Origin of the sequence: Microbacterium sp. NPDC028030, from assembly GCF_040637855.1 — a bacterium.
In the GTDB taxonomy this organism is placed as follows: Bacteria; Actinomycetota; Actinomycetes; order Actinomycetales; family Microbacteriaceae; genus Microbacterium.
The window spans coordinates 699,179-716,128 of record NZ_JBEZXF010000002.1 but is presented as its reverse complement, the minus strand read 5'-3'; the positions used below and the strand labels follow the sequence as shown (position 1 = coordinate 716,128).

Sequence of the window (16,950 nt, the reverse complement as noted above, 5' to 3'; positions counted from 1 at the left end):
CCTTGACGATGGTGCGTCGGCTGACGCCGCGCGTCGCTGAAGGGCGATTGATTTCGGGCGGGGTGTGTCTTGCTCGCGATCTGGCGGGGTCTGGCATCGGGTCGCTGCCGTGTGTGAACGACCCGCGAACGATGCCAGACTGAATGGATGACCACTCTGCGCCCGGGAGGGAACGCATCATGACCGCAGTGAGTATCCGGCCCTCCATCGGAGCTGCGGAGTATCCGGCACTCGTTGCGATCTGGCGCAGCGCCGTGGATGCGACACACCCCTTCCTCACGGATGCTCACCGCGACGAGATCCAGAGCCACCTGCAGTCCGACTACTTCCCGGCTGTCACTCTCTCGGTCGCAGACCTCGATGGTCGACCGGCGGGATTCTCCGGAGTCCTGAACGGGAATCTTGAGATGCTCTTCGTCGACGCGGCACAGCGCGGCGGCGGCATCGGCACAGCCCTTCTGCGTCATGCGATCACCGAGCACGGAGTCACCAAGGTGGATGTGAACGAGCAGAACGACTCAGCCGTCGGCTTCTATCTCCACCGCGGATTCGAGGTCGTCGACCGGAGCGAGACCGACGAAGCCGGCCGTCCCTATCCGCTGCTCCATATGAAGCTCGGCGAGCCTTCCTGACCTGTCGGCTGACCCGGCTCAGACGTCCTGGGTATAGGCCGCGGTGAGCACCGCGTCGGCATACCCCGGCGCGGAGAACCGGATCGTGATGATGCCGTCCCAGAAGGCACTTCCGCCGTTCGCGGTCTCGGCCCCGAACATGAAAGCGCTGGCGGTGTCCCCGTCATAGCTCGACACCGTCGGTACCGCCGCAGCGTCCGGGGCGACGGTGGTGCCGAACACGAACGTGCGATGAAGCTGATCGTCTGGTGCCCCCTACAGAACGGTCCATCCGATGATGCCGGCGTCTCCACCGGGGATGTTGCCCTTGTAGAGGTACAGCCCTTCGGCACCGGCGTTCGCGCCCGTGCCCTGCCACGTGATGGTCGCCGTCACGTCTGTGGGGGACGACGCAGCCGGAGACATCGAGAGCTGCCCGCTCAACGCGAACTCGGAGCTCCACTGCGGGCCGGTGAAGGTCAGCACGACCTCGTCGGCGTCGAGTAGGCCTCCGCTGGCGGCGCGTGCTGGAGCGGCCACCGTGAGAGCGACAACGGGAACGGACCAGGCGGCTGCGCCGAGGAGGGTGCGGCGAGAGATGGCGGAACGCTCGGCGAGCGCGCGGTCTTCAGACAATGGGGATCCTTCGGTGGATGGGGCGCCCCGTCAGCGTGACGTCTCGGTGCGAGGAGAGAGTATCAGGGCCGGGGGTTCGCGTGCCGTCAGCCCGCCCACTCGACGAGGATCAGACCTTGCCGTGTGTCTGCGAACTTCACCCAACCGTCTCCGAACAGGTACGTCATCCCGTACCCGTCGTCATCCAGGCCCATGGCGTACTGCGGGTCCTCGGTGAAATACACCCCATCCGGACCGTCCTCGCGCTTCCAGCCCTCGGCGAGGAGACCTGCTTGAGCGTCCGCGGCATCATCCGCGCTCAACGCCGACCACCCATAGAGCTGACCGTGATCGGAGGCGACGCTGTAGTCGGCCCAGAAGCACAGCATGCCGTCCGTGAGCTCGACGCCGCCGACGATGAACTCCTTGGGCTGCGATGTCCACCCGGCTTCCGTGAGGGCGGCGACCGTTCCGTCGGAGATCATGGATTCGCAGGTGAGTTCTGCCGCGGGTATCTCAGGGGCGCTCGAGATCACAGGGGCGGGCGTCGGCGCGGGCGTTCGGACGATCCCGTCGGGCGTCGGGGTCGCGGATGGATCTGCGGGTGCACCGCACCCTGCGAGCACGACGATGATCAGCAGGACGCCCGCGGCGGCGGATGTGATGCGGGGGATCATCGCGGGCCTCGTGGTTCGGATCAGTCGTTCATGAGCTGCAGGAAGTCGTCGTGGAGACGGCCGTTGGTCGCCAGCGTCGAGCGCGCCGAGATCGTCTCAGTCCCGTCGGCCGCGGTCATCCTGCCGCCCGCCTCCCGGACGATCGGCACGGCGGCGGCGATGTCGTACTCCTTGACATCGAACTCCGCGACCATCTCGAGTCGACCTTCGGCGAGGAGCATGTACGAATACACATCTCCGTAGGCGCGATCGCGCCAGACGTGACCGGCCACCTTCAGCAGGGAGTCGAGCCGCCCGGCATCCGACCACTGTGCGATGCTCTGGAAGCTCACGCTCGCATCGTCGAGGGACGACACCGCGGAGGCCTGGATTCGACGGGGTTCGGCTCCGACGGTTGTCCACGCCCCGGCGCCCGTGGCCGCCCACCAACGACGCCCGAGCGCGGGCATGCTGACGACGCCGACCTGCGGCACGCCGTCGACAGCCAGGGCGATCATCGTTCCCCACAAGGGGACTCCGCGCAGGAAGTTGGCCGTCCCGTCGATCGGGTCGACGATCCACTGCCGGTGTGTGCTTCCCTGCGCGCCGAATTCCTCGCCGAAGATCCCGTCATCGGGCCGTTCGGCCTCGAGAATGCTGCGGATGGCCCGTTCGGTCGCGAGGTCCGCGTCGGTGACGTGGGAGTTGTCGGCCTTGGTCGATATCTCGAGGTCGGCCGCTTCGAACCGGGGGAGCGACTGCGCGTCGGCGGCATCCGCGAGGCGGAGCGCGAGATCGAGATCGTGGCGCAGGTCATCGGTGAGGGGGGAGGCGGTCACCCTCTCAGAATAGTCGTCGCCATCACGGCGTCGGAGAGCCTAAAGGCCAGGATTCGACGTCAGCGCCGGTGAGGCGCGCCCGGGGGCGCCACGATTTCGTGTGGGGCCGCGCGGCTGGTAATGTAATTCCTCGGTCGGGGTTATCCCGGGCCAGGCACCTCTAGCTCAATCGGCAGAGCAACTGACTCTTAATCAGTGGGTTCTGGGTTCAAGTCCCAGGGGGTGCACGGATAAGCCTCGGAGACTCTCGCCAGTCTCCGAGGCTTTTCTGCGTCTATCGAGGCCTCACTGGGAACGGTCAGATGAGGTCGTCCAGAAGGGCGGTGACGCGGAGCTTGATGTCGTCGCGGATGGGGCGCACGGCGGGCAGGTCGAGGCCGGCCGGGTCGTCCAGCTGCCAGTCTTCGTAGCGCGTGCCGGGGAAGATCGGGCAGGCGTCGCCGCACCCCATCGTGATGACGACGTCGGAGACCCGCACGTCGTCGGTCGTGAGGATCTGCGGGGTGTTCTCGGTGATGTCGATGCCGTCCTCGGTCATCGCCGCTACCGCGACCGGGTTGATCCGGTCGGCGGGCTCGCTGCCTGCGGAGAGGACGCGCACCCGTTCGCCTGCGAGCTCACGGAGGTACGCTGCGGCCATCTGCGAACGGCCGGCGTTGTGGACGCACACGAACAGCACGGTCGGGGTCTCGCGCATTTCGGTCTCTTTCTGGTCGAGGCGTGTGCAGTCGTCCCTGGTGCACTCAGGGACGACCGGCGATGTCAGCAGCAGCCCGGCGGGCAGCACTCCTGGTCGAGTTCGGGCGGGCAGCCCAGCTCGATGCAGAGGGTGTCGGTATCCATCATGCTCACCTCCTTTCATCGATGTCTATCGATGCATGAGCCAGTGTGCGATAAACATAGACGACTGTCAATATTCATGAGAGTCTATATTCATGCCCGTCGGTGAACTGCTCCCTGTCCGCGATCTTCAAGCGTGCTGTGCTCCGTTGACGCGGGAACCGATAGCGCAGGACAACGCGGAGTCCCTGGCGCGCACGCTGCGAGCTCTGGCGGATCCCGCGAGACTGCGGCTGATCTCGATGGTCTCGGCGCACGAGGGTGGCGAGGCGTGCGTATGCGACCTCACGGAACCCCTGGGGCTTTCGCAGCCCACAGTGTCGCATCACCTCCGCGTCCTCGCCGAGGCGGGATTCCTCACGCGGTCGAAGCGTGGCACCTGGGCGTATTACCGGCTCGTGCCGGGCTCTCTCGATGGCATCGCCGGGCTCCTGGCCACGGTGTAGACCGCTCCAGGGCCTGCCCGTGCCTGCGGCGTCGTGTTCTTCAGCCGGGTCCAGAAGTCCGCGAGGTCACGCGACCGCGATGATCGTCCCGTCGGTCAGCCGCTGCAGCTGGGCGAACGTCAACGGCATGACGGTGTGCGGGTGTCCGGCGGCTGCCCATAGCGTGTCGTGATCCTGAAGCGCGTCATCGAGGTAGGTGCGCAGCGGAGACGGGTGCCCGACGGGGGCGACGCCGCCGATCGCCTGCCCCGTGGCGGCGCGGACGACAGACGCCGGCGCCATCGACACCTCCGCGGCGCCGATGCTCGCGGCGAGGACGGTGAGGTCCGCGCGGTGTCCTCCGCTGGTCATCACGAGCACGGGCTCGCCGTCGGCGAGGAACACCAGACTGTTCGCGATCGCCGCTACATCGCACCCGACGGCGGTCGCTGCCTCGGCTGCCGTCCGTGCCGAATCGGGCAGAACACGGATGGCGGCCTCGATCCCGGCTTCGGCCAGGTGCGCGCGCACGAGTCGGCTGCGTTCGGGGAGGAGTACGTCGTCGCTCATCGCCCCACGATACCCACCGCTGACAGCGAAGACCGGACCGGATCGCGATGATCCGGTCCGGTCTCTGGCGGAGAAGTCAGGCCGCGTCGCCGATGAGGATCGCTGCCGCATCCTCGGTGGTCGGATCTGCCGGAGCATCGTCGATGTGAGCGAGCACACGCCGCCCGAGGAAGATCGTCAGCGCGGCGAGCAGCACCGAAGCCGCGGCGAACAGGTAGGGCACCGTGGCGTTGAACGCGTGCCACAGCAGTGCGGCGATCGGAGGAGCCATCGCGCCGCCGAGGAAGCGCACCGCGGAATAGGCAGAGGATGCGACGGAGCGCGGAAGGTCGGTCGCCTCCATGACGGCCTCCGTGAGCACGGTGTTCATCACGCCGAGGAGTAGGCCGCCGATGACGATGCACGTCACGAGTGCCGCGGGGCTGCCCACTACGAGTCCAGCGGCGATGAGGTCGACGGCGAGGAGCGGCAGTACGCCGAGGATGATGCGCGTGCGGGCCATCCGGCGCATCAGGACCGGCGCCACCCAGACGCTCGTGACCGCCAGTGCCACGCCCCAGCCGAAGAACGTGAACCCGATGCCCATTGCGCCGAAGCCGAGGGGGAACGGGGAGAACGCGAGAAGCACGAAGAAGCCGATGTTGTAGAACAGTGCCGTGACGGCGAGGATCGCGAGAGCCGGTCGGCGAAGAGCGACGAACGGCGCCGAGAACGGGACGGGCGTGCGCTTCTCGCCAGGGCCGCGGAGGAGAACGAGCACGGCGATGAAGGCGATCGCCATCAGGGCGACGACCGCGAAGAACGGCCCGCGCCAGCTCTGCTCACCGAGGAGGCCACCCAGCAACGGGCCGACAGCGATGCCGAGACCGAGCGCCGCTTCGTACAGGATGATCGCCGCGCTGCTTCCGCCGGACGCCGCCCCGACGATGGTCGCGAGGGCGGTGGAGATGAAGAGGGCGTTGCCGAGTCCCCAGCCTGCGCGGAAACCGATCACCGCGTCCACGCTGCCGCTCAGCGCGCAGAGCAGCGCGAAGACGACGATCAGTGCGAGGCCGATGAGCAGTGTGGCCTTCGCACCGATGCGACTCGAGATCCAGCTGGTCACGAGCATGGCCAGCCCCGTCACGAGGAGGTAGCTGGTGAACAGCAGCTCCGTCTCGACGGGTGACGCCTGAAGGGACTCCGCGATGGCGGGGAGGATCGGGTCGACGAGGCCGATTCCCATGAAGGCGACGACGCAGGCGAAGGCGACCGCCCACACCTGCGCCGGCTGCTTCCACACCGAGGGGGTGGCGGGGGTGTTCACCGGGGTTCTCCTGTTCGATCAGTGGTGTGCGCGGCGAGGATCTCCGCAGCGCGGGTGAGGGCCGACCAGTCGTCATCGGTGAGCGCGGCGAACCTCGGGGCGAGTGTCTCGCGGAACTCCGTGCGCCACTCCGCGAGTGCCGAAGCGCCCCCGGGTGTGATGTCGACGACCGTCGCTCGAGAATCGTCGGGGTCGGGGGAGCGGAGGACGAGTCCTTCGCGCTCGAGACCGCCGAGGAGGCGCGTCATGCCGGGCTGCGTGGTGCGGGCGGCCAGGGCGAGCTCGCCCACTCGGCGAGACCCCGCCTGCTCCAGCAGACTCAGGACGCGCCATTGGGCGGCCGGGGCCTCGTTGCCGGCGTCCTGCGCGGCGATGCGGCCCAGTGCGTACCCCGAGAGGACCAGGGACGAGATGACCTCCGAGCGATTCATACCAACAAGTATATACCCGATGGTATGCATTTTGGCCTATCGTCGGGTGCCGGCGATCCGGGCCGAGAGCTGGTGCGCGTGGGCGAGGAGGGTGCGTCCGAGGTCTGCCATGCGATCGGGCCCGAACCGGAACTCGACTCCGGTCAGGCTCAGCGCCCACTCCGGGCGCCCGGAACGATCGAACACCGCGGCCCCGATTCCCCAGCTGCCCTCCACGATCAAGCCGGGGTTCACCGCATATCCGCGCTCCTTGGTCTCGGCGAGGCGCGCGCGCAGAGCGGATGGACGGTGTGAGCGTCCCCACCGGCCCTCGAGTTCAGGGTGTCCCTCCAGATAGCTGTCCACATCGTGGTCGGGAAGGAACGACAGGATCGCCAGGCCGGCGCTGGCGACGCCCAGGGGGAACCTGACGCCTTCGCTCAGGACGAACGAGCGGATCGGGAAGGAACCCTCTTCGCGGAGAAGGCACACCGTCTCGTCCGCCCTCCTCACCGAGAAGAACGCGCTCTCCTCGGTCTTGACGGCGAGAGAGCGCACCACATCGCGCGCGAGTGCCGTCACGTCATATCGTGCGGCTGCCACGGATCCCATGAGGAAGAGTTCGGGGCCGGGCATCCACCTGGTGCTTTCGTCCTCCCGGTCGACGAGTCCTTCGAGCTTCAAGGCGCTCAGCAGCCGGTGGGCGGTCGAGCGCGACAGGTCGGCTGCACGGGCGAGCTCCTGCAACGTCGCTCCGTCGGCGCCGGCGGCGGTCACGAGGCGGAGCAGTCGCGCCGCGCGGGCGATCGCCTGCGCACCGGGCACGGAGCGGGAGGTCGGTTCCATATCGTGGACCCTATGTCCGGATCTGCCCACATCGCAAGATCGGACGGGGGCGGGTGGTCGCGGAGGGCGGATGCTGGGAGAAGACACGATTCCGAAGGAGCAGACGTGATCGACAAGCAATGGGGCTCTCCCGCCGAAGCCGTCTCCGACATCCCGGACGGCTCCTCGCTGGCAGTCGGCGGGTTCGGGCTCTCCGGAAACCCGATCGCCCTTATCGAGGCGCTGCTCGCGCAGGGGACCAAGGACCTCAGCGTGGTGAGCAACAACTGCGGCGTCGACGACTGGGGGCTGGGCGTTCTGCTCGCCGCGCAGCGCATCCGCAAGATGACGTCGTCGTACGTGGGGGAAAACAAGGAGTTCGAGAGGCAGTTCCTGAGTGGCGAACTCGAACTCGAGCTCACGCCGCAGGGCACCCTCGCGGAGAAGCTCCGAGCAGGAGGCTCCGGCATCGCCGCGTTCTACACGCAGACAGGAGTGGGGACCCAGGTCGCCGAGGGAGGACTGCCGCGCAGATACAACCCTGACGGCAGCGTCGCGGTCGCGTCGCCGGTGAAGGACGTGCGGACCTTCGATGTCGACGGCACTCCGCGTGACTTCGTTCTCGAAGAGGCCATCACGACCGACTTCTCGCTCGTGCACGCGCTTCGCGGCGACCGGCACGGCAACCTCGTGTTCAACAAATCCGCCCGGAACTTCAACCCGCTCGCGGCCATGGCCGGACGCATCTGCATCGCCCAGGTGGAGCAGCTCGTCGAGCCTGGCGAACTCGACCCCGACGCGATCCACCTGCCAGGTGTGTTCGTGCATCGCATCGTCGAGGTCGGTGTCGACATCCCGAAGCGCATCGAACGGCGCACCGTCGCCACGGAAGGAGTCTGAGATGGCACTCACCCGAGACCAGATGGCCGCGCGGGCGGCCGCGGAGCTCCTGGACGGCTCGTACGTCAACCTCGGCATCGGCCTTCCGACGCTCGTGCCGAACCATGTGCCGAGCGATGTGACGGTCGTGCTCCAGTCGGAGAACGGCATACTCGGGGTCGGCCCATACCCGCGGGAGGACGCCGTCGACCCGGACCTCATCAACGCGGGCAAGGAGACGGTCACGACGCTGCCAGGCGCCGCGTTCTTCGACTCGGCGACGAGCTTCGGCATGATCCGCGGCGGCAAGATCGATGCCGCGATCCTCGGTGCGATGCAGGTGTCCGCGACGGGCGACCTCGCGAACTGGATGATCCCCGGCAAGATGGTCAAGGGACCGGGCGGCGCCATGGACCTCGTGCACGGAGCCGGTCGGGTCATCGTGCTCATGGAGCACGTCGCGAAGGACGGCACCGCGAAGATCGTGGACGAGTGCTCCCTGCCGTTGACCGGTCGGGGAGTGGTCGACCGGATCATCACAGACCTCGCCGTGATCGACGTCACGGCCGCAGGACTCGTGCTCGTCGAGACCGCGCCGGGAGTCACCGTGGAAGAGGTCATCACCGCCACGGAGCCGCCGCTCGCCCTCGACCCCGCTCTACTCAACGGAAGGACCCAGGAATCATGACGGAGAACGATGTCGTCGTCGTCGCTGCGGCGCGCACCCCGCAGGGGCGGCTGAAGGGCCAGCTCGCCGCCTTCACGGCCCCGCAGCTCGGAGCTCTCGCGATCCGCGGAGCCCTCGCGCAGGGTGCCGTCGACCCGGCGGCGGTGGACGCCGTCATCGTCGGGCAGGTGCTCGCCGCCGGCTCTGGACAGAACGCGGCGCGTCAGGCGGCGATCGGCGCCGGTATCGGCTGGGACGTGCCGGCGCACTCCGTGAACAAGGTCTGTCTCTCGGGCCTGACCGCGATCATCGACGCGGCACGGATGATCCGCACGGGCGATGCCGAGGTCGTCGTCGCTGCGGGCATGGAGTCGATGACCCGCGCCCCGCACATGCTGATCGGATCGCGGGACGGCTGGACATACGGCAGCGTGGAGGTCCTCGACCACATGGCGTACGACGGACTCACGGATGCCTATGACCGGGAGAGCATGGGCGCCTCGACCGAGCGGCACAACGCGCGGTACGAGCTCACGCGCGAGGCCCAGGACCGGGTCGCGGCGCTGTCGCACCGACGCGCGGCCGCGGCACAGGAAGCCGGAGTGTTCGACGCGGAGATCGTCCCCGTCGAGGTGCCGCAGCGGCGCGGCGAGCCCGTGCGTGTGACGAAGGACGAGGGCGTCCGCCCCGACACGACTGAAGAGACCCTCGCCGGGCTTCGAGCGGCCTTCACCGAGGGAGGCTCGATCACGGCGGGAAACTCCTCTCAGATCTCCGACGGCGCCTCCGCCGTGGTCGTGACGACGCGGCGCACCGCCGAGAGCAGGAACTGGCCGGTCCTCGCGACGATCGGGGCGAGCGGTCAGACCGCCGGACCCGACAACTCGCTGCAGGCCCAGCCGGCGAGGGCGATCGAGCGCGCGTGCGAGAAGCAGGGGATCGCTCCGTCTGAGCTCGACGTCGTGGAGATCAACGAGGCCTTCGGCGCCGTCGTGGCGCGGTCACAGGTCGAACTCGGCCTCGACGACGCAATCGTGAACGTGCACGGCGGGGGCATCGCGATCGGACATCCGATCGGTGCATCGGGCAATCGCCTCGTCGTGCACGCCGTCCACGAACTCGTGCGCCGAGGGAGCGGGACCGCGGCGGTCGGGCTGTGCGGTGGCGGAGGTCAGGGAGAAGCGCTGATCCTCACGCGGTGAGTCCTAGGCCGAGGGCGCCCGGTGTCAGCGCCGAGCGTCCTTGGCGTGGTCCTGAGTGTCGGCAAGCGCCTTCTGCGAGCGGAACTGGAGTCGCTGGGCCTTCTTCGCCTTCTTGACGGACTGCGGGGAGTCGGCATCGACGAGCACGCCGCGTCGTTCGCGGTTCATATCGACCACGGCACCCACGGCCAGCGCCATCGTGATGCCCCAACTCACCCACGAGAGGATGGCGCGCCACGTGATGGGCTGTTCGCGGCTGCCCCGCAACAGCGAGATCCCTGCGGAGATCGCAGCGACGAGTCCGGTGCTGAAGAGGTAGCGCATTCCCCAACGCTACCTTCCCGTACCCCAGCTCGCACCGAGCCTTGACAAGCCCGCGGTGATCCTGGCAGGGGTGTACGTCGTGAACGACAGACGGAGCGTCCGCGGATCCGGGGTTCCGGAGTAGAACGAGAGGCCGGGGACGTAGGCGACGTCGTTGGTCAACGCACGCGAGAGCGACTCCGCGGCATCGAGCCCCTCCGGCAGTCGCGCCCAGACGAACATGCCCCCGTCCGGTCGGTTCCACGTGCTCCCGGGAGGCAGTGCTTCGGGGAGGGCATCGAGCATCGCATCACGTCGAGCCGCGTACGCCTCCCGGATGCGTGCGAGCGCGGAATCGCTGCGGCCGGAGGCGAGGTAGTGCGCTGCAGCCGCCTGGTCGACGGTCGAGGTGTGGAGATCCGCAGCCTGCTTGGCGATCGTGATCGAGGGGCGGATGTCCGGAGTCGCCCTGACCCAGCCGATGCGCAGGCCGGGGGCGATCACCTTCGAGAAGCTCCCGAGACTGATGACGTGCTCCGGCGCGTACTCGGCGAGCGACGGCAGCGGATCGCCCGAGTAACGCAGCTCGCGATAGGGCTCGTCTTCGACGATGCGGAACCCCCGGCGTCGAGCGATGTCCGCGATCCCGCTGCGGGCCGCGACATCGTGCGTCCGGCCGGTGGGGTTCTGGAACGTGGGCACGGAGTAGAAGAACCGCGGCCGGTGCTCGGCGGCGAGCTGCTCCAGGGCGTCGAGATCGAGTTCGTCGTCCACATAGGGAACACCGATCACCCGAGCACCCGCCAGCGCGAAGGTCTGCAGCGCTGCGAGGTAACAGGGCTCTTCCACCAGCACGATGTCGCCCGGATCTATCAGCGCCGTCGAGATGAGTCCGAGACCCTGTTGCGAGCCGGTCGTGACGATCAGGTCGGAGGCCTCCGTGGGAAGCCCGCCGGCGGTGTAGCGCCTTGCGATCTCGTCCCGCAGGCGCGGGTCTCCCTCCGAGGTGGAGTACTGGAGCGCACCGGGGGCTTTCAGTGCCGCATCGAACGCGCTCCGGATCCCCTCGAGGTCGAACAGCTCGGGTGCGGGGAGTCCTCCGGCGAACGAGATGACCTCTGGACGCTGCGTGAGTGCCAGCAGGTCCCGCACCGGAGAGGTCTTCGCACTCCCCACGCGCTGCGACCGCGCGGGAAGATCGAGGGTCGGGACGGCGGCCTGCGGCGCTGTGGGCACGGGGATCCTCCTCGGAACGCGTGGGTGCGGGGTGACGCCAGACTAGACCCGTCGCGCATCGATCGTCTCAGGGCCGGCTCTCGGGAGCGTCCGCTATCCTGGGACCGTCGCGGCTCGCCCGCGGCCGCACACCGTGTATCTACCGGCCGTCGGCGATCCGACGGACAGCGGCGGCACCCGACACCGCGTCGTCGACGCGTGAGAGCCATGACACACGCAACAGCACCTCAGCGCACCTCCGAACCGAGCCTTCTCCGTCTCGCGGGATTGCCCTACTTCCTCATCGCCTTCATCGCGCGGCTCCCGTTCGCCATGATGGTCGTCGGCGTCCTGACCGTGGTGGTCTCGGCGCGCGGCTCCCTCTCGCTCGGCGGACTCACCTCGGCCGCTGTCGGGCTGGGGACCGCGTGCTTCGGTCCGCTCCTCGGCGCCGCGGCGGACCGCTTCGGCCAGCGGGTCGTACTCGTGGTGCTCGCTCTCGCGAACGGCGCGATGCTCCTGCTGTTCACCGCCGTCGTCTACGGCGCGACGTCGGACGGCTTCGTGCTTCTGGCGGCGGTGGGCATCGGTGCGACAGCCCCGCAGGTGGCCCCGCTCTCGCGGTCGCGCCTGGTCACGATCATCGGCGAGCGGATGCCCGAATCCCGACGTGACAAGACCGTCTCGGGGACGATGGCGTACGAGTCCGCTGCGGACGAGACGGTGTTCGTGTTCGGGCCGTTCCTGGTCGGCATCCTCGCGTCCGCGATCGCGCCATGGGCACCTCTGGTGGGAGCCGCGGCGCTCACTGTGGTGTTCGTCGGTGCCTTCGCATTGCACCCCAGTGGCCGCCACGTCTCGCAGGATCGGGACGCGCACGGCCACGCGCCGTCGGCCGTCTCCGAGCTGTTCCGACCCGCGGTGCTGATCGTCGTCCTCGGGATACTGGGGGTGGGGATCTTCTTCGGCACGATGCTCACCTCGCTCACGTCGTTCATGGCGGACCGAGGTGCGCCGGAGCAGGCCGGTCTCCTCTACGGGGTCATGGGCGTCGGCTCGGCGCTTCTCGCCTTGGGTGTCGCCTGGCTGCCCGCCCGGTTCTCGATGCGCGCTCGGTGGCTCGTCTTCGCGGGCATCCTGCTGGCGGGCACGCTGCTGCTCGGCTTCGTCGACTCTCCCGGCACCATGATGGTCGCGCTCGCGATCATGGGGATCGGCATCGGCCCGACCCTGGTGACCCAGTACAGCTTCGGCGCCGCGCGCAGCCCGCGCGGCCGTTCGGCGACCGTGATGACGATGCTCGGCTCGGGAGTCGTCGTCGGGCAGTCGATCGGTGCGGCCGTCGCGGGGGAGATCGCGGAGAGCATCGGTACCTCCGCGGCACTCGTCCTGCCGATGGTCGCGGCTCTCATCGCCTTCGCCGCCGGCGTGGCGAACTGGTTCCTCAGCGCACAGCATCCCGCCGGCCGACCTGTCAAGGGCTGAGGCCACGGCGGCACTATCGCGCCTTCCTCGATAGGTTGGAGTCAACCGCTGGCGTGAGGAGCCCCCACTTGACCGCTGCAGATTTCGTCGTCGTCGCAAACCGGCTGCCCGTCGACCGGGTGGAGGGACCTGACGGCGAGGAGATCTGGCGCACGTCCCCCGGGGGGCTGGTGGCGGCTCTCGAGCCGATGATGCGCACCGCGAACGGCGCCTGGGTGGGCTGGCCGGGGCAGGCCGATGTCGACCTCGCTCCGTTCGAAGCCGACGGGATCGACCTCGTTCCGGTCGCGTTGAGCGCCCAGGAGGTGGCGGAGTACTACGAAGGCTTCGCGAACGACACGATCTGGCCCCTGTATCACGATGTGATCGCTCCGCCGCAGTACCACCGCGAGTGGTGGGAGGCGTATGTCACGGTGAACCGCCGGTTCGCCGAGGCGGCGGCCGCTGTCGTGGCCGAAGAGGGCACCGTCTGGGTGCACGACTATCAGCTGCAGCTCGTGCCGCAGATGGTCCGCGAACTCCGCCCCGACGTCACGATCGGGTACTTCCACCACATCCCGTTCCCCGCACATGGTCTCTACGCGCAACTGCCCTGGCGCGACCAGGTGCTGCGAGGCCTGCTCGGGGCGGACGTCATCGGCTTCCAGCGGGCGCAGGACGCGACGTACTTCCTCACGGCCGTCCGCCGTCGACTCCGTTACGAGGTCAAAGGACCGAACATCGCCGTCCCGGAGGGCGACGGTGTGCGCACCGCGCTGGCGCGCGCCTTCCCGATCTCCATCGACACCACGCCGTACCTCGAACTCGCTGCGCGCGAGGACGTGCGTGCGCGCGCCGCCGAGATCCGCGCGAGCCTCGGCAACCCGAAGCGCATCCTGCTCGGAGTCGACCGGCTCGACTACACCAAGGGGATCCGGCACCGTATCAAGGCGTACGGCGAACTGCTCGCGGAAGGACGACTCAAGGTCGAGGACGTGACCCTCGTCCAGGTCGCGAGCCCCAGCCGTGAACGCGTCGACGCCTACGTGCATCTGCGGGACGAGATCGAACTCGCGGTCAGCCGGATCAACGGCGACACCGACACGATGGGCCACTCCGCCATCCGCTACCTTCACCAGGGCTATCCCCGCGAGGAGATGGTCGCGCTCTACCTCGCTGCGGATGTGATGCTGGTGACCGCGCTCCGGGACGGGATGAACCTCGTCGCCAAGGAGTACGTCGCCACCCGCGTCGACGACCGTGGTGTGCTCGTGCTGAGCGAGTTCACCGGGGCCGCGGACGAGCTGCGCCAGGCCGTGCGCGTCAACCCGCACGACATCGAGGGTCTCAAGGACGCGATCATGACGGCGGTGGAGATGCCCCCAGCCGAACAGGGGCGTCGCATGCGATCTCTGCGCCGACGTGTCCTGGACAACGACGTCGACGCCTGGTCCTCCTCGTTCCTCGCCGCACTCGCCGAAGTGCGGGCCCGCTGACATCCCCCGACCCCCGCGATACGCGGTTCACCCCGCTGTGATTGGAGACGCCGTGACGCGCCCTTGGACCCCCGGAACCGCTGACGCCGATCTCGAAGCGCTGGCCGCGACACCGCGCCTGGTGGTCGCGCTCGACTTCGACGGCACCGCATCCCCGCTCGTCCCCGAACCGATGGCGGCGCGGGCGCTGCCGGAGGTCACCGCCCAGGTCGAACGACTCGCTGCGCTGCCCGACACCGTCGTCGCCTACGTGTCTGGGCGCAGCATGCACGACCTCCGGGTGATCACCGAGCACACCGACGACTCGGCGATCGCCCTGGCGGGATCGCACGGCGTCCAATACTGGTTCCCCGGCGAGGGTGACACCGACGCGGGAGGTCAGGCCGAGGAGGACGGCACGCGCGAAGAGCTCTGGGCCGCCGCGAAGCCGATCATCGACCGCTACGAGGGCGCGGAGTTCGAACCCAAGACCTTCGGCATGGGTGTGCACACGCGTCGGGCGGACCCCGAGACCGAGGAGCGTGTCTTCGCGGAGATCGACGCGCTGGTGCGCGAGCGGTTCCCGCATTGGCGACGACGTGCAGGACACCGTGTGCTCGAGTTCTCCTCCCGCGCCGAGGGCAAGGACGCGGCGATGAGAGCCCTCCGGCAGCGGTTCGACGCGACCGGCATCCTGTTCGCCGGCGATGATGTCACCGACGAGGACGCGATGCGCGTGCTCGGAGCCGGCGACCTCGGCGTCCGCGTGGGTCCGGGGGAGAGCGCCGCGACACTCCGTGTGGACAGTCCACAACAGATCGCTGCGCTTCTGGAGGCGCTCGCGGACGAACGCACCTCCGCACAGCAATAGACTCTCGTCATGTCCTCGCATGATCCCTCCACCCGCGCGCCCATCGACATCAAGCCCCGCAGCCGCGTCGTCACCGACGGCATCGAGGCCACGACCTCCCGAGGCATGCTCCGCGCCGTCGGCATGGGGGACGCGGACTGGGACAAACCGCAGATCGGCATCGCGTCCAGCTGGAACGAGATCACTCCCTGCAACCTGAGCCTCGACCGGCTCGCGCAGGGCGCGAAGGAGGGCGTGCACTCCGGCGGGGGCTACCCGCTGCAGTTCGGAACGATCTCGGTGTCCGACGGCATCTCGATGGGCCACGAGGGCATGCACTTCTCCCTCGTGTCACGAGAGGTGATCGCCGACTCGGTCGAGACCGTCATGATGGCCGAGCGCCTGGATGGGTCCGTGCTGCTCGCCGGGTGCGACAAGTCGATCCCCGGGATGCTCATGGCGAGCGCGCGCCTCGACCTGTCGAGCGTGTTCCTCTACGCCGGCTCGATCGCCCCCGGCTGGGTCAAGCTCTCCGACGGCACCGAGAAGGACGTCACGATCATCGACTCGTTCGAGGCGGTCGGCGCCTGCCGTGCCGGCCTCATGAGCGAGGAGGACCTCAAGCGCATCGAGTGCGCCATCGCTCCCGGTGAGGGCGCGTGCGGCGGCATGTACACCGCGAACACCATGGCCTCCGTGGCGGAGGCCCTCGGGCTCAGCCTCCCGGGTTCGGCCGCCCCGCCCGCAGCCGACCGCCGCCGCGACTACTACGCCCACCGTTCGGGCGAGGCCGTCGTGAACCTCCTGCGTCAGGGCATCACGACCCGCGACATCCTCACCAGGGAGGCGTTCGAGAACGCGATCGCGCTGGCGATGGCCCTCGGCGGCTCGACGAACGTGGTGCTGCACCTGCTCGCGATCGCCCGTGAGGCCGACGTCGAGCTGAGCCTGCACGACTTCAACCGCATCGGCGACAAGGTGCCGCACGTCGCCGACATGAAGCCGTTCGGCAAGTACGTCATGAACGACGTCGATCGCCACGGGGGCATCCCCGTGATCATGAAGGCGATGCTCGACGAGGGGCTGCTGCACGGTGACGCGCTCACCGTCACGGGCAAGACGCTCGCCGAGAACCTCGCAGACCTCGACCCGCAGCCGATCGACGGCGAGGTCATCCACACGTTCGACAACCCCATCCACGCGACCGGCGGCCTCACGATCCTGCACGGCTCGCTGGCCCCGGAGGGAGCCGTCGTCAAGACCGCCGGGTTCGATGCGGCCGTCTTCGAAGGGCCCGCTCGCGTGTTCGAGCGCGAGCGTGCCGCGATGGATGCCGTCGCCGAGGGCGAGATCGAGCCTGGCACGGTCATCGTGATCCGCTACGAGGGTCCGAAGGGCGGACCCGGCATGCGCGAGATGCTCGCGATCACCGCGGCCATCAAGGGCGCGGGGCTCGGAAAAGATGTACTACTCTTGACTGACGGACGATTCTCAGGCGGCACAACCGGCCTGTGCATCGGCCACATAGCACCCGAAGCGGTGGACGCAGGTCCTATCGCCTTCGTGCGCGATGGTGATCTGATACGGGTCGATATCGCAGCTCGCTCTCTCGATCTACTCGTCGATGAGGCAGAGCTCGCCTCCCGCCGCTCTGGCTGGGAGCCGCTTCCCCCGCGCTATACCCGAGGCGTTCTTGCCAAGTACTCGCGCCTCGTGCGGTCCGCCGCCGAGGGAGCGACCACCGGCTGACCAGGACGCCCCGTCATCCGGCGTCCTCCACAGATCACCAGAAGGAAAG

At 68.5% G+C, this 16,950-nt stretch carries 20 protein-coding genes and 1 tRNA gene; 10 read left to right on the top strand and 11 right to left on the bottom strand.

Going from position 1 to position 16,950, the window contains the following annotated elements; translation table 11 throughout:
• Positions 1–179 precede the first annotated feature (179 nt).
• Complete coding sequence (locus AB0E56_RS12340; protein ID WP_359799291.1) at positions 180–632, top strand: acetyltransferase; 453 nt, start codon at positions 180–182, stop codon at positions 630–632.
• A gap of 18 nt (positions 633–650) precedes the next feature.
• Here AB0E56_RS12340 and AB0E56_RS12335 read toward each other — a convergent pair whose 3' ends face one another.
• The 4 genes from AB0E56_RS12335 to AB0E56_RS12320 all read right to left on the bottom strand — a co-directional run bounded on the left by AB0E56_RS12335 (position 651) and on the right by AB0E56_RS12320 (position 2,721).
• The gene (locus AB0E56_RS12335; protein WP_359799289.1) at positions 651–854 is read right to left on the bottom strand and encodes a hypothetical protein; all 204 of its coding nucleotides are present in this window, start codon (positions 852–854) and stop codon (positions 651–653) included.
• A gap of 33 nt (positions 855–887) precedes the next feature.
• On the bottom strand, positions 888–1,247 hold the full coding sequence (locus tag AB0E56_RS12330) for a hypothetical protein (RefSeq protein ID WP_359799288.1): 360 nt from the start codon (positions 1,245–1,247) through the stop codon (positions 888–890).
• Between the two features lie 86 nt (positions 1,248–1,333).
• Complete coding sequence (locus tag AB0E56_RS12325; protein ID WP_359799285.1) at positions 1,334–1,903, bottom strand: hypothetical protein; 570 nt, start codon at positions 1,901–1,903, stop codon at positions 1,334–1,336.
• A gap of 20 nt (positions 1,904–1,923) precedes the next feature.
• Entirely contained in the window at positions 1,924–2,721 is a 798-nt protein-coding gene (locus tag AB0E56_RS12320; RefSeq protein WP_359799284.1) for an inositol monophosphatase family protein, read from the bottom strand.
• Positions 2,722–2,875: 154 nt separating this feature from the next.
• Between AB0E56_RS12320 and AB0E56_RS12315 the strand changes: the two genes are divergently transcribed.
• Positions 2,876–2,948, top strand: a tRNA-Lys gene (locus tag AB0E56_RS12315).
• 71 nt (positions 2,949–3,019) lie between these two features.
• Here the strand turns inward: AB0E56_RS12315 and AB0E56_RS12310 are convergent.
• Positions 3,020–3,418 carry an arsenate reductase ArsC gene (locus tag AB0E56_RS12310; RefSeq protein WP_359799283.1) on the bottom strand — a complete coding sequence of 133 codons (399 nt, stop codon included), beginning with the start codon at positions 3,416–3,418 and terminating at the stop codon, positions 3,020–3,022.
• Positions 3,419–3,656: 238 nt separating this feature from the next.
• On the opposite strand from AB0E56_RS12310, the gene AB0E56_RS12305 reads away from it, so the two are divergent.
• On the top strand, positions 3,657–4,007 hold the full coding sequence (locus tag AB0E56_RS12305) for a metalloregulator ArsR/SmtB family transcription factor (RefSeq protein ID WP_359799282.1): 351 nt from the start codon (positions 3,657–3,659) through the stop codon (positions 4,005–4,007).
• 66 nt (positions 4,008–4,073) lie between these two features.
• On the opposite strand, the gene AB0E56_RS12300 is transcribed toward AB0E56_RS12305, so the two are convergent.
• The 4 genes from AB0E56_RS12300 to AB0E56_RS12285 form a co-directional block, all read right to left on the bottom strand.
• Positions 4,074–4,556, bottom strand: a complete 483-nt coding sequence (locus AB0E56_RS12300; RefSeq protein ID WP_359799280.1) for a YbaK/EbsC family protein — start codon at positions 4,554–4,556, stop codon at positions 4,074–4,076.
• 76 nt (positions 4,557–4,632) lie between these two features.
• Complete coding sequence (locus AB0E56_RS12295) at positions 4,633–5,862, bottom strand: MFS transporter (RefSeq protein WP_359799278.1); 1,230 nt, start codon at positions 5,860–5,862, stop codon at positions 4,633–4,635.
• A complete protein-coding gene (locus AB0E56_RS12290; RefSeq protein WP_359799277.1) occupies positions 5,859–6,293 on the bottom strand; it encodes a MarR family transcriptional regulator in 435 nt (144 codons plus the stop codon). The genes AB0E56_RS12295 and AB0E56_RS12290 overlap by 4 nt, the downstream gene beginning before the upstream one ends.
• Before the next feature lie 36 nt (positions 6,294–6,329).
• Positions 6,330–7,118: an IclR family transcriptional regulator gene (locus AB0E56_RS12285; protein ID WP_359799276.1), complete on the bottom strand. Its 789-nt coding sequence runs from the start codon at positions 7,116–7,118 to the stop codon at positions 6,330–6,332.
• A gap of 105 nt (positions 7,119–7,223) precedes the next feature.
• On the opposite strand from AB0E56_RS12285, the gene AB0E56_RS12280 reads away from it, so the two are divergent.
• Genes AB0E56_RS12280 through AB0E56_RS12270 form a run of 3 tightly spaced genes read left to right on the top strand, consistent with a single transcriptional unit; the run spans position 7,224 to position 9,845 of the window.
• Positions 7,224–7,997: a CoA transferase subunit A gene (locus tag AB0E56_RS12280; RefSeq protein WP_359799274.1), complete on the top strand. Its 774-nt coding sequence runs from the start codon at positions 7,224–7,226 to the stop codon at positions 7,995–7,997.
• A gap of 1 nt (position 7,998) precedes the next feature.
• Complete coding sequence (locus AB0E56_RS12275; protein WP_359799273.1) at positions 7,999–8,664, top strand: CoA transferase subunit B; 666 nt, start codon at positions 7,999–8,001, stop codon at positions 8,662–8,664.
• Positions 8,661–9,845 carry an acetyl-CoA C-acetyltransferase gene (locus AB0E56_RS12270; RefSeq protein ID WP_359799271.1) on the top strand — a complete coding sequence of 395 codons (1,185 nt, stop codon included), beginning with the start codon at positions 8,661–8,663 and terminating at the stop codon, positions 9,843–9,845. The genes AB0E56_RS12275 and AB0E56_RS12270 overlap by 4 nt, the downstream gene beginning before the upstream one ends.
• A 24-nt stretch (positions 9,846–9,869) precedes the next feature.
• Here the strand turns inward: AB0E56_RS12270 and AB0E56_RS12265 are convergent, their stop codons facing one another.
• Together AB0E56_RS12265 and AB0E56_RS12260 are read right to left on the bottom strand one after the other, a co-directional pair.
• Positions 9,870–10,169 carry a hypothetical protein gene (locus AB0E56_RS12265; protein WP_359799270.1) on the bottom strand — a complete coding sequence of 100 codons (300 nt, stop codon included), beginning with the start codon at positions 10,167–10,169 and terminating at the stop codon, positions 9,870–9,872.
• A gap of 9 nt (positions 10,170–10,178) precedes the next feature.
• Positions 10,179–11,384: a PLP-dependent aminotransferase family protein gene (locus AB0E56_RS12260; RefSeq protein WP_359799268.1), complete on the bottom strand. Its 1,206-nt coding sequence runs from the start codon at positions 11,382–11,384 to the stop codon at positions 10,179–10,181.
• Positions 11,385–11,591: 207 nt separating this feature from the next.
• Here AB0E56_RS12260 and AB0E56_RS12255 point away from each other — a divergent pair, with 207 nt between their 5' ends.
• From AB0E56_RS12255 to ilvD, 4 genes are all read left to right on the top strand, one after another.
• Positions 11,592–12,848, top strand: a complete 1,257-nt coding sequence (locus tag AB0E56_RS12255) for an MFS transporter (protein WP_359799266.1) — start codon at positions 11,592–11,594, stop codon at positions 12,846–12,848.
• A gap of 68 nt (positions 12,849–12,916) precedes the next feature.
• A complete protein-coding gene (locus tag AB0E56_RS12250) occupies positions 12,917–14,323 on the top strand; it encodes a trehalose-6-phosphate synthase (RefSeq protein WP_359799264.1) in 1,407 nt (468 codons plus the stop codon).
• Between the two features lie 52 nt (positions 14,324–14,375).
• Positions 14,376–15,173, top strand: a complete 798-nt coding sequence (gene otsB, locus AB0E56_RS12245; RefSeq protein WP_359799263.1) for a trehalose-phosphatase — start codon at positions 14,376–14,378, stop codon at positions 15,171–15,173.
• Positions 15,174–15,182: 9 nt separating this feature from the next.
• Positions 15,183–16,901 carry a dihydroxy-acid dehydratase gene (gene ilvD, locus AB0E56_RS12240; RefSeq protein WP_359799261.1) on the top strand — a complete coding sequence of 573 codons (1,719 nt, stop codon included), beginning with the start codon at positions 15,183–15,185 and terminating at the stop codon, positions 16,899–16,901.
• Positions 16,902–16,950: the final 49 nt, after the last annotated feature.

Bases quoted from the DNA above. Each gene is read 5' to 3' on its own strand.
- AB0E56_RS12340 (WP_359799291.1), top strand. From the start codon at position 180: ATGACCGCAGTGAGTATCCGGCCCTCCATCGGAGCTGCGGAGTATCCG.
- AB0E56_RS12325 (WP_359799285.1), bottom strand. From the start codon at position 1,903: ATGATCCCCCGCATCACATCCGCCGCCGCGGGCGTCCTGCTGATCATC.
- AB0E56_RS12310 (WP_359799283.1), bottom strand. From the start codon at position 3,418: ATGCGCGAGACCCCGACCGTGCTGTTCGTGTGCGTCCACAACGCCGGC.
- AB0E56_RS12305 (WP_359799282.1), top strand. From the start codon at position 3,657: ATGCCCGTCGGTGAACTGCTCCCTGTCCGCGATCTTCAAGCGTGCTGT.
- AB0E56_RS12300 (WP_359799280.1), bottom strand. From the start codon at position 4,556: ATGAGCGACGACGTACTCCTCCCCGAACGCAGCCGACTCGTGCGCGCG.
- AB0E56_RS12290 (WP_359799277.1), bottom strand. From the start codon at position 6,293: ATGAATCGCTCGGAGGTCATCTCGTCCCTGGTCCTCTCGGGGTACGCA.
- AB0E56_RS12285 (WP_359799276.1), bottom strand. From the start codon at position 7,118: ATGGAACCGACCTCCCGCTCCGTGCCCGGTGCGCAGGCGATCGCCCGC.
- AB0E56_RS12275 (WP_359799273.1), top strand. From the start codon at position 7,999: ATGGCACTCACCCGAGACCAGATGGCCGCGCGGGCGGCCGCGGAGCTC.
- AB0E56_RS12270 (WP_359799271.1), top strand. From the start codon at position 8,661: ATGACGGAGAACGATGTCGTCGTCGTCGCTGCGGCGCGCACCCCGCAG.
- AB0E56_RS12265 (WP_359799270.1), bottom strand. From the start codon at position 10,169: ATGCGCTACCTCTTCAGCACCGGACTCGTCGCTGCGATCTCCGCAGGG.
- AB0E56_RS12255 (WP_359799266.1), top strand. From the start codon at position 11,592: ATGACACACGCAACAGCACCTCAGCGCACCTCCGAACCGAGCCTTCTC.
- ilvD (WP_359799261.1), top strand. From the start codon at position 15,183: ATGTCCTCGCATGATCCCTCCACCCGCGCGCCCATCGACATCAAGCCC.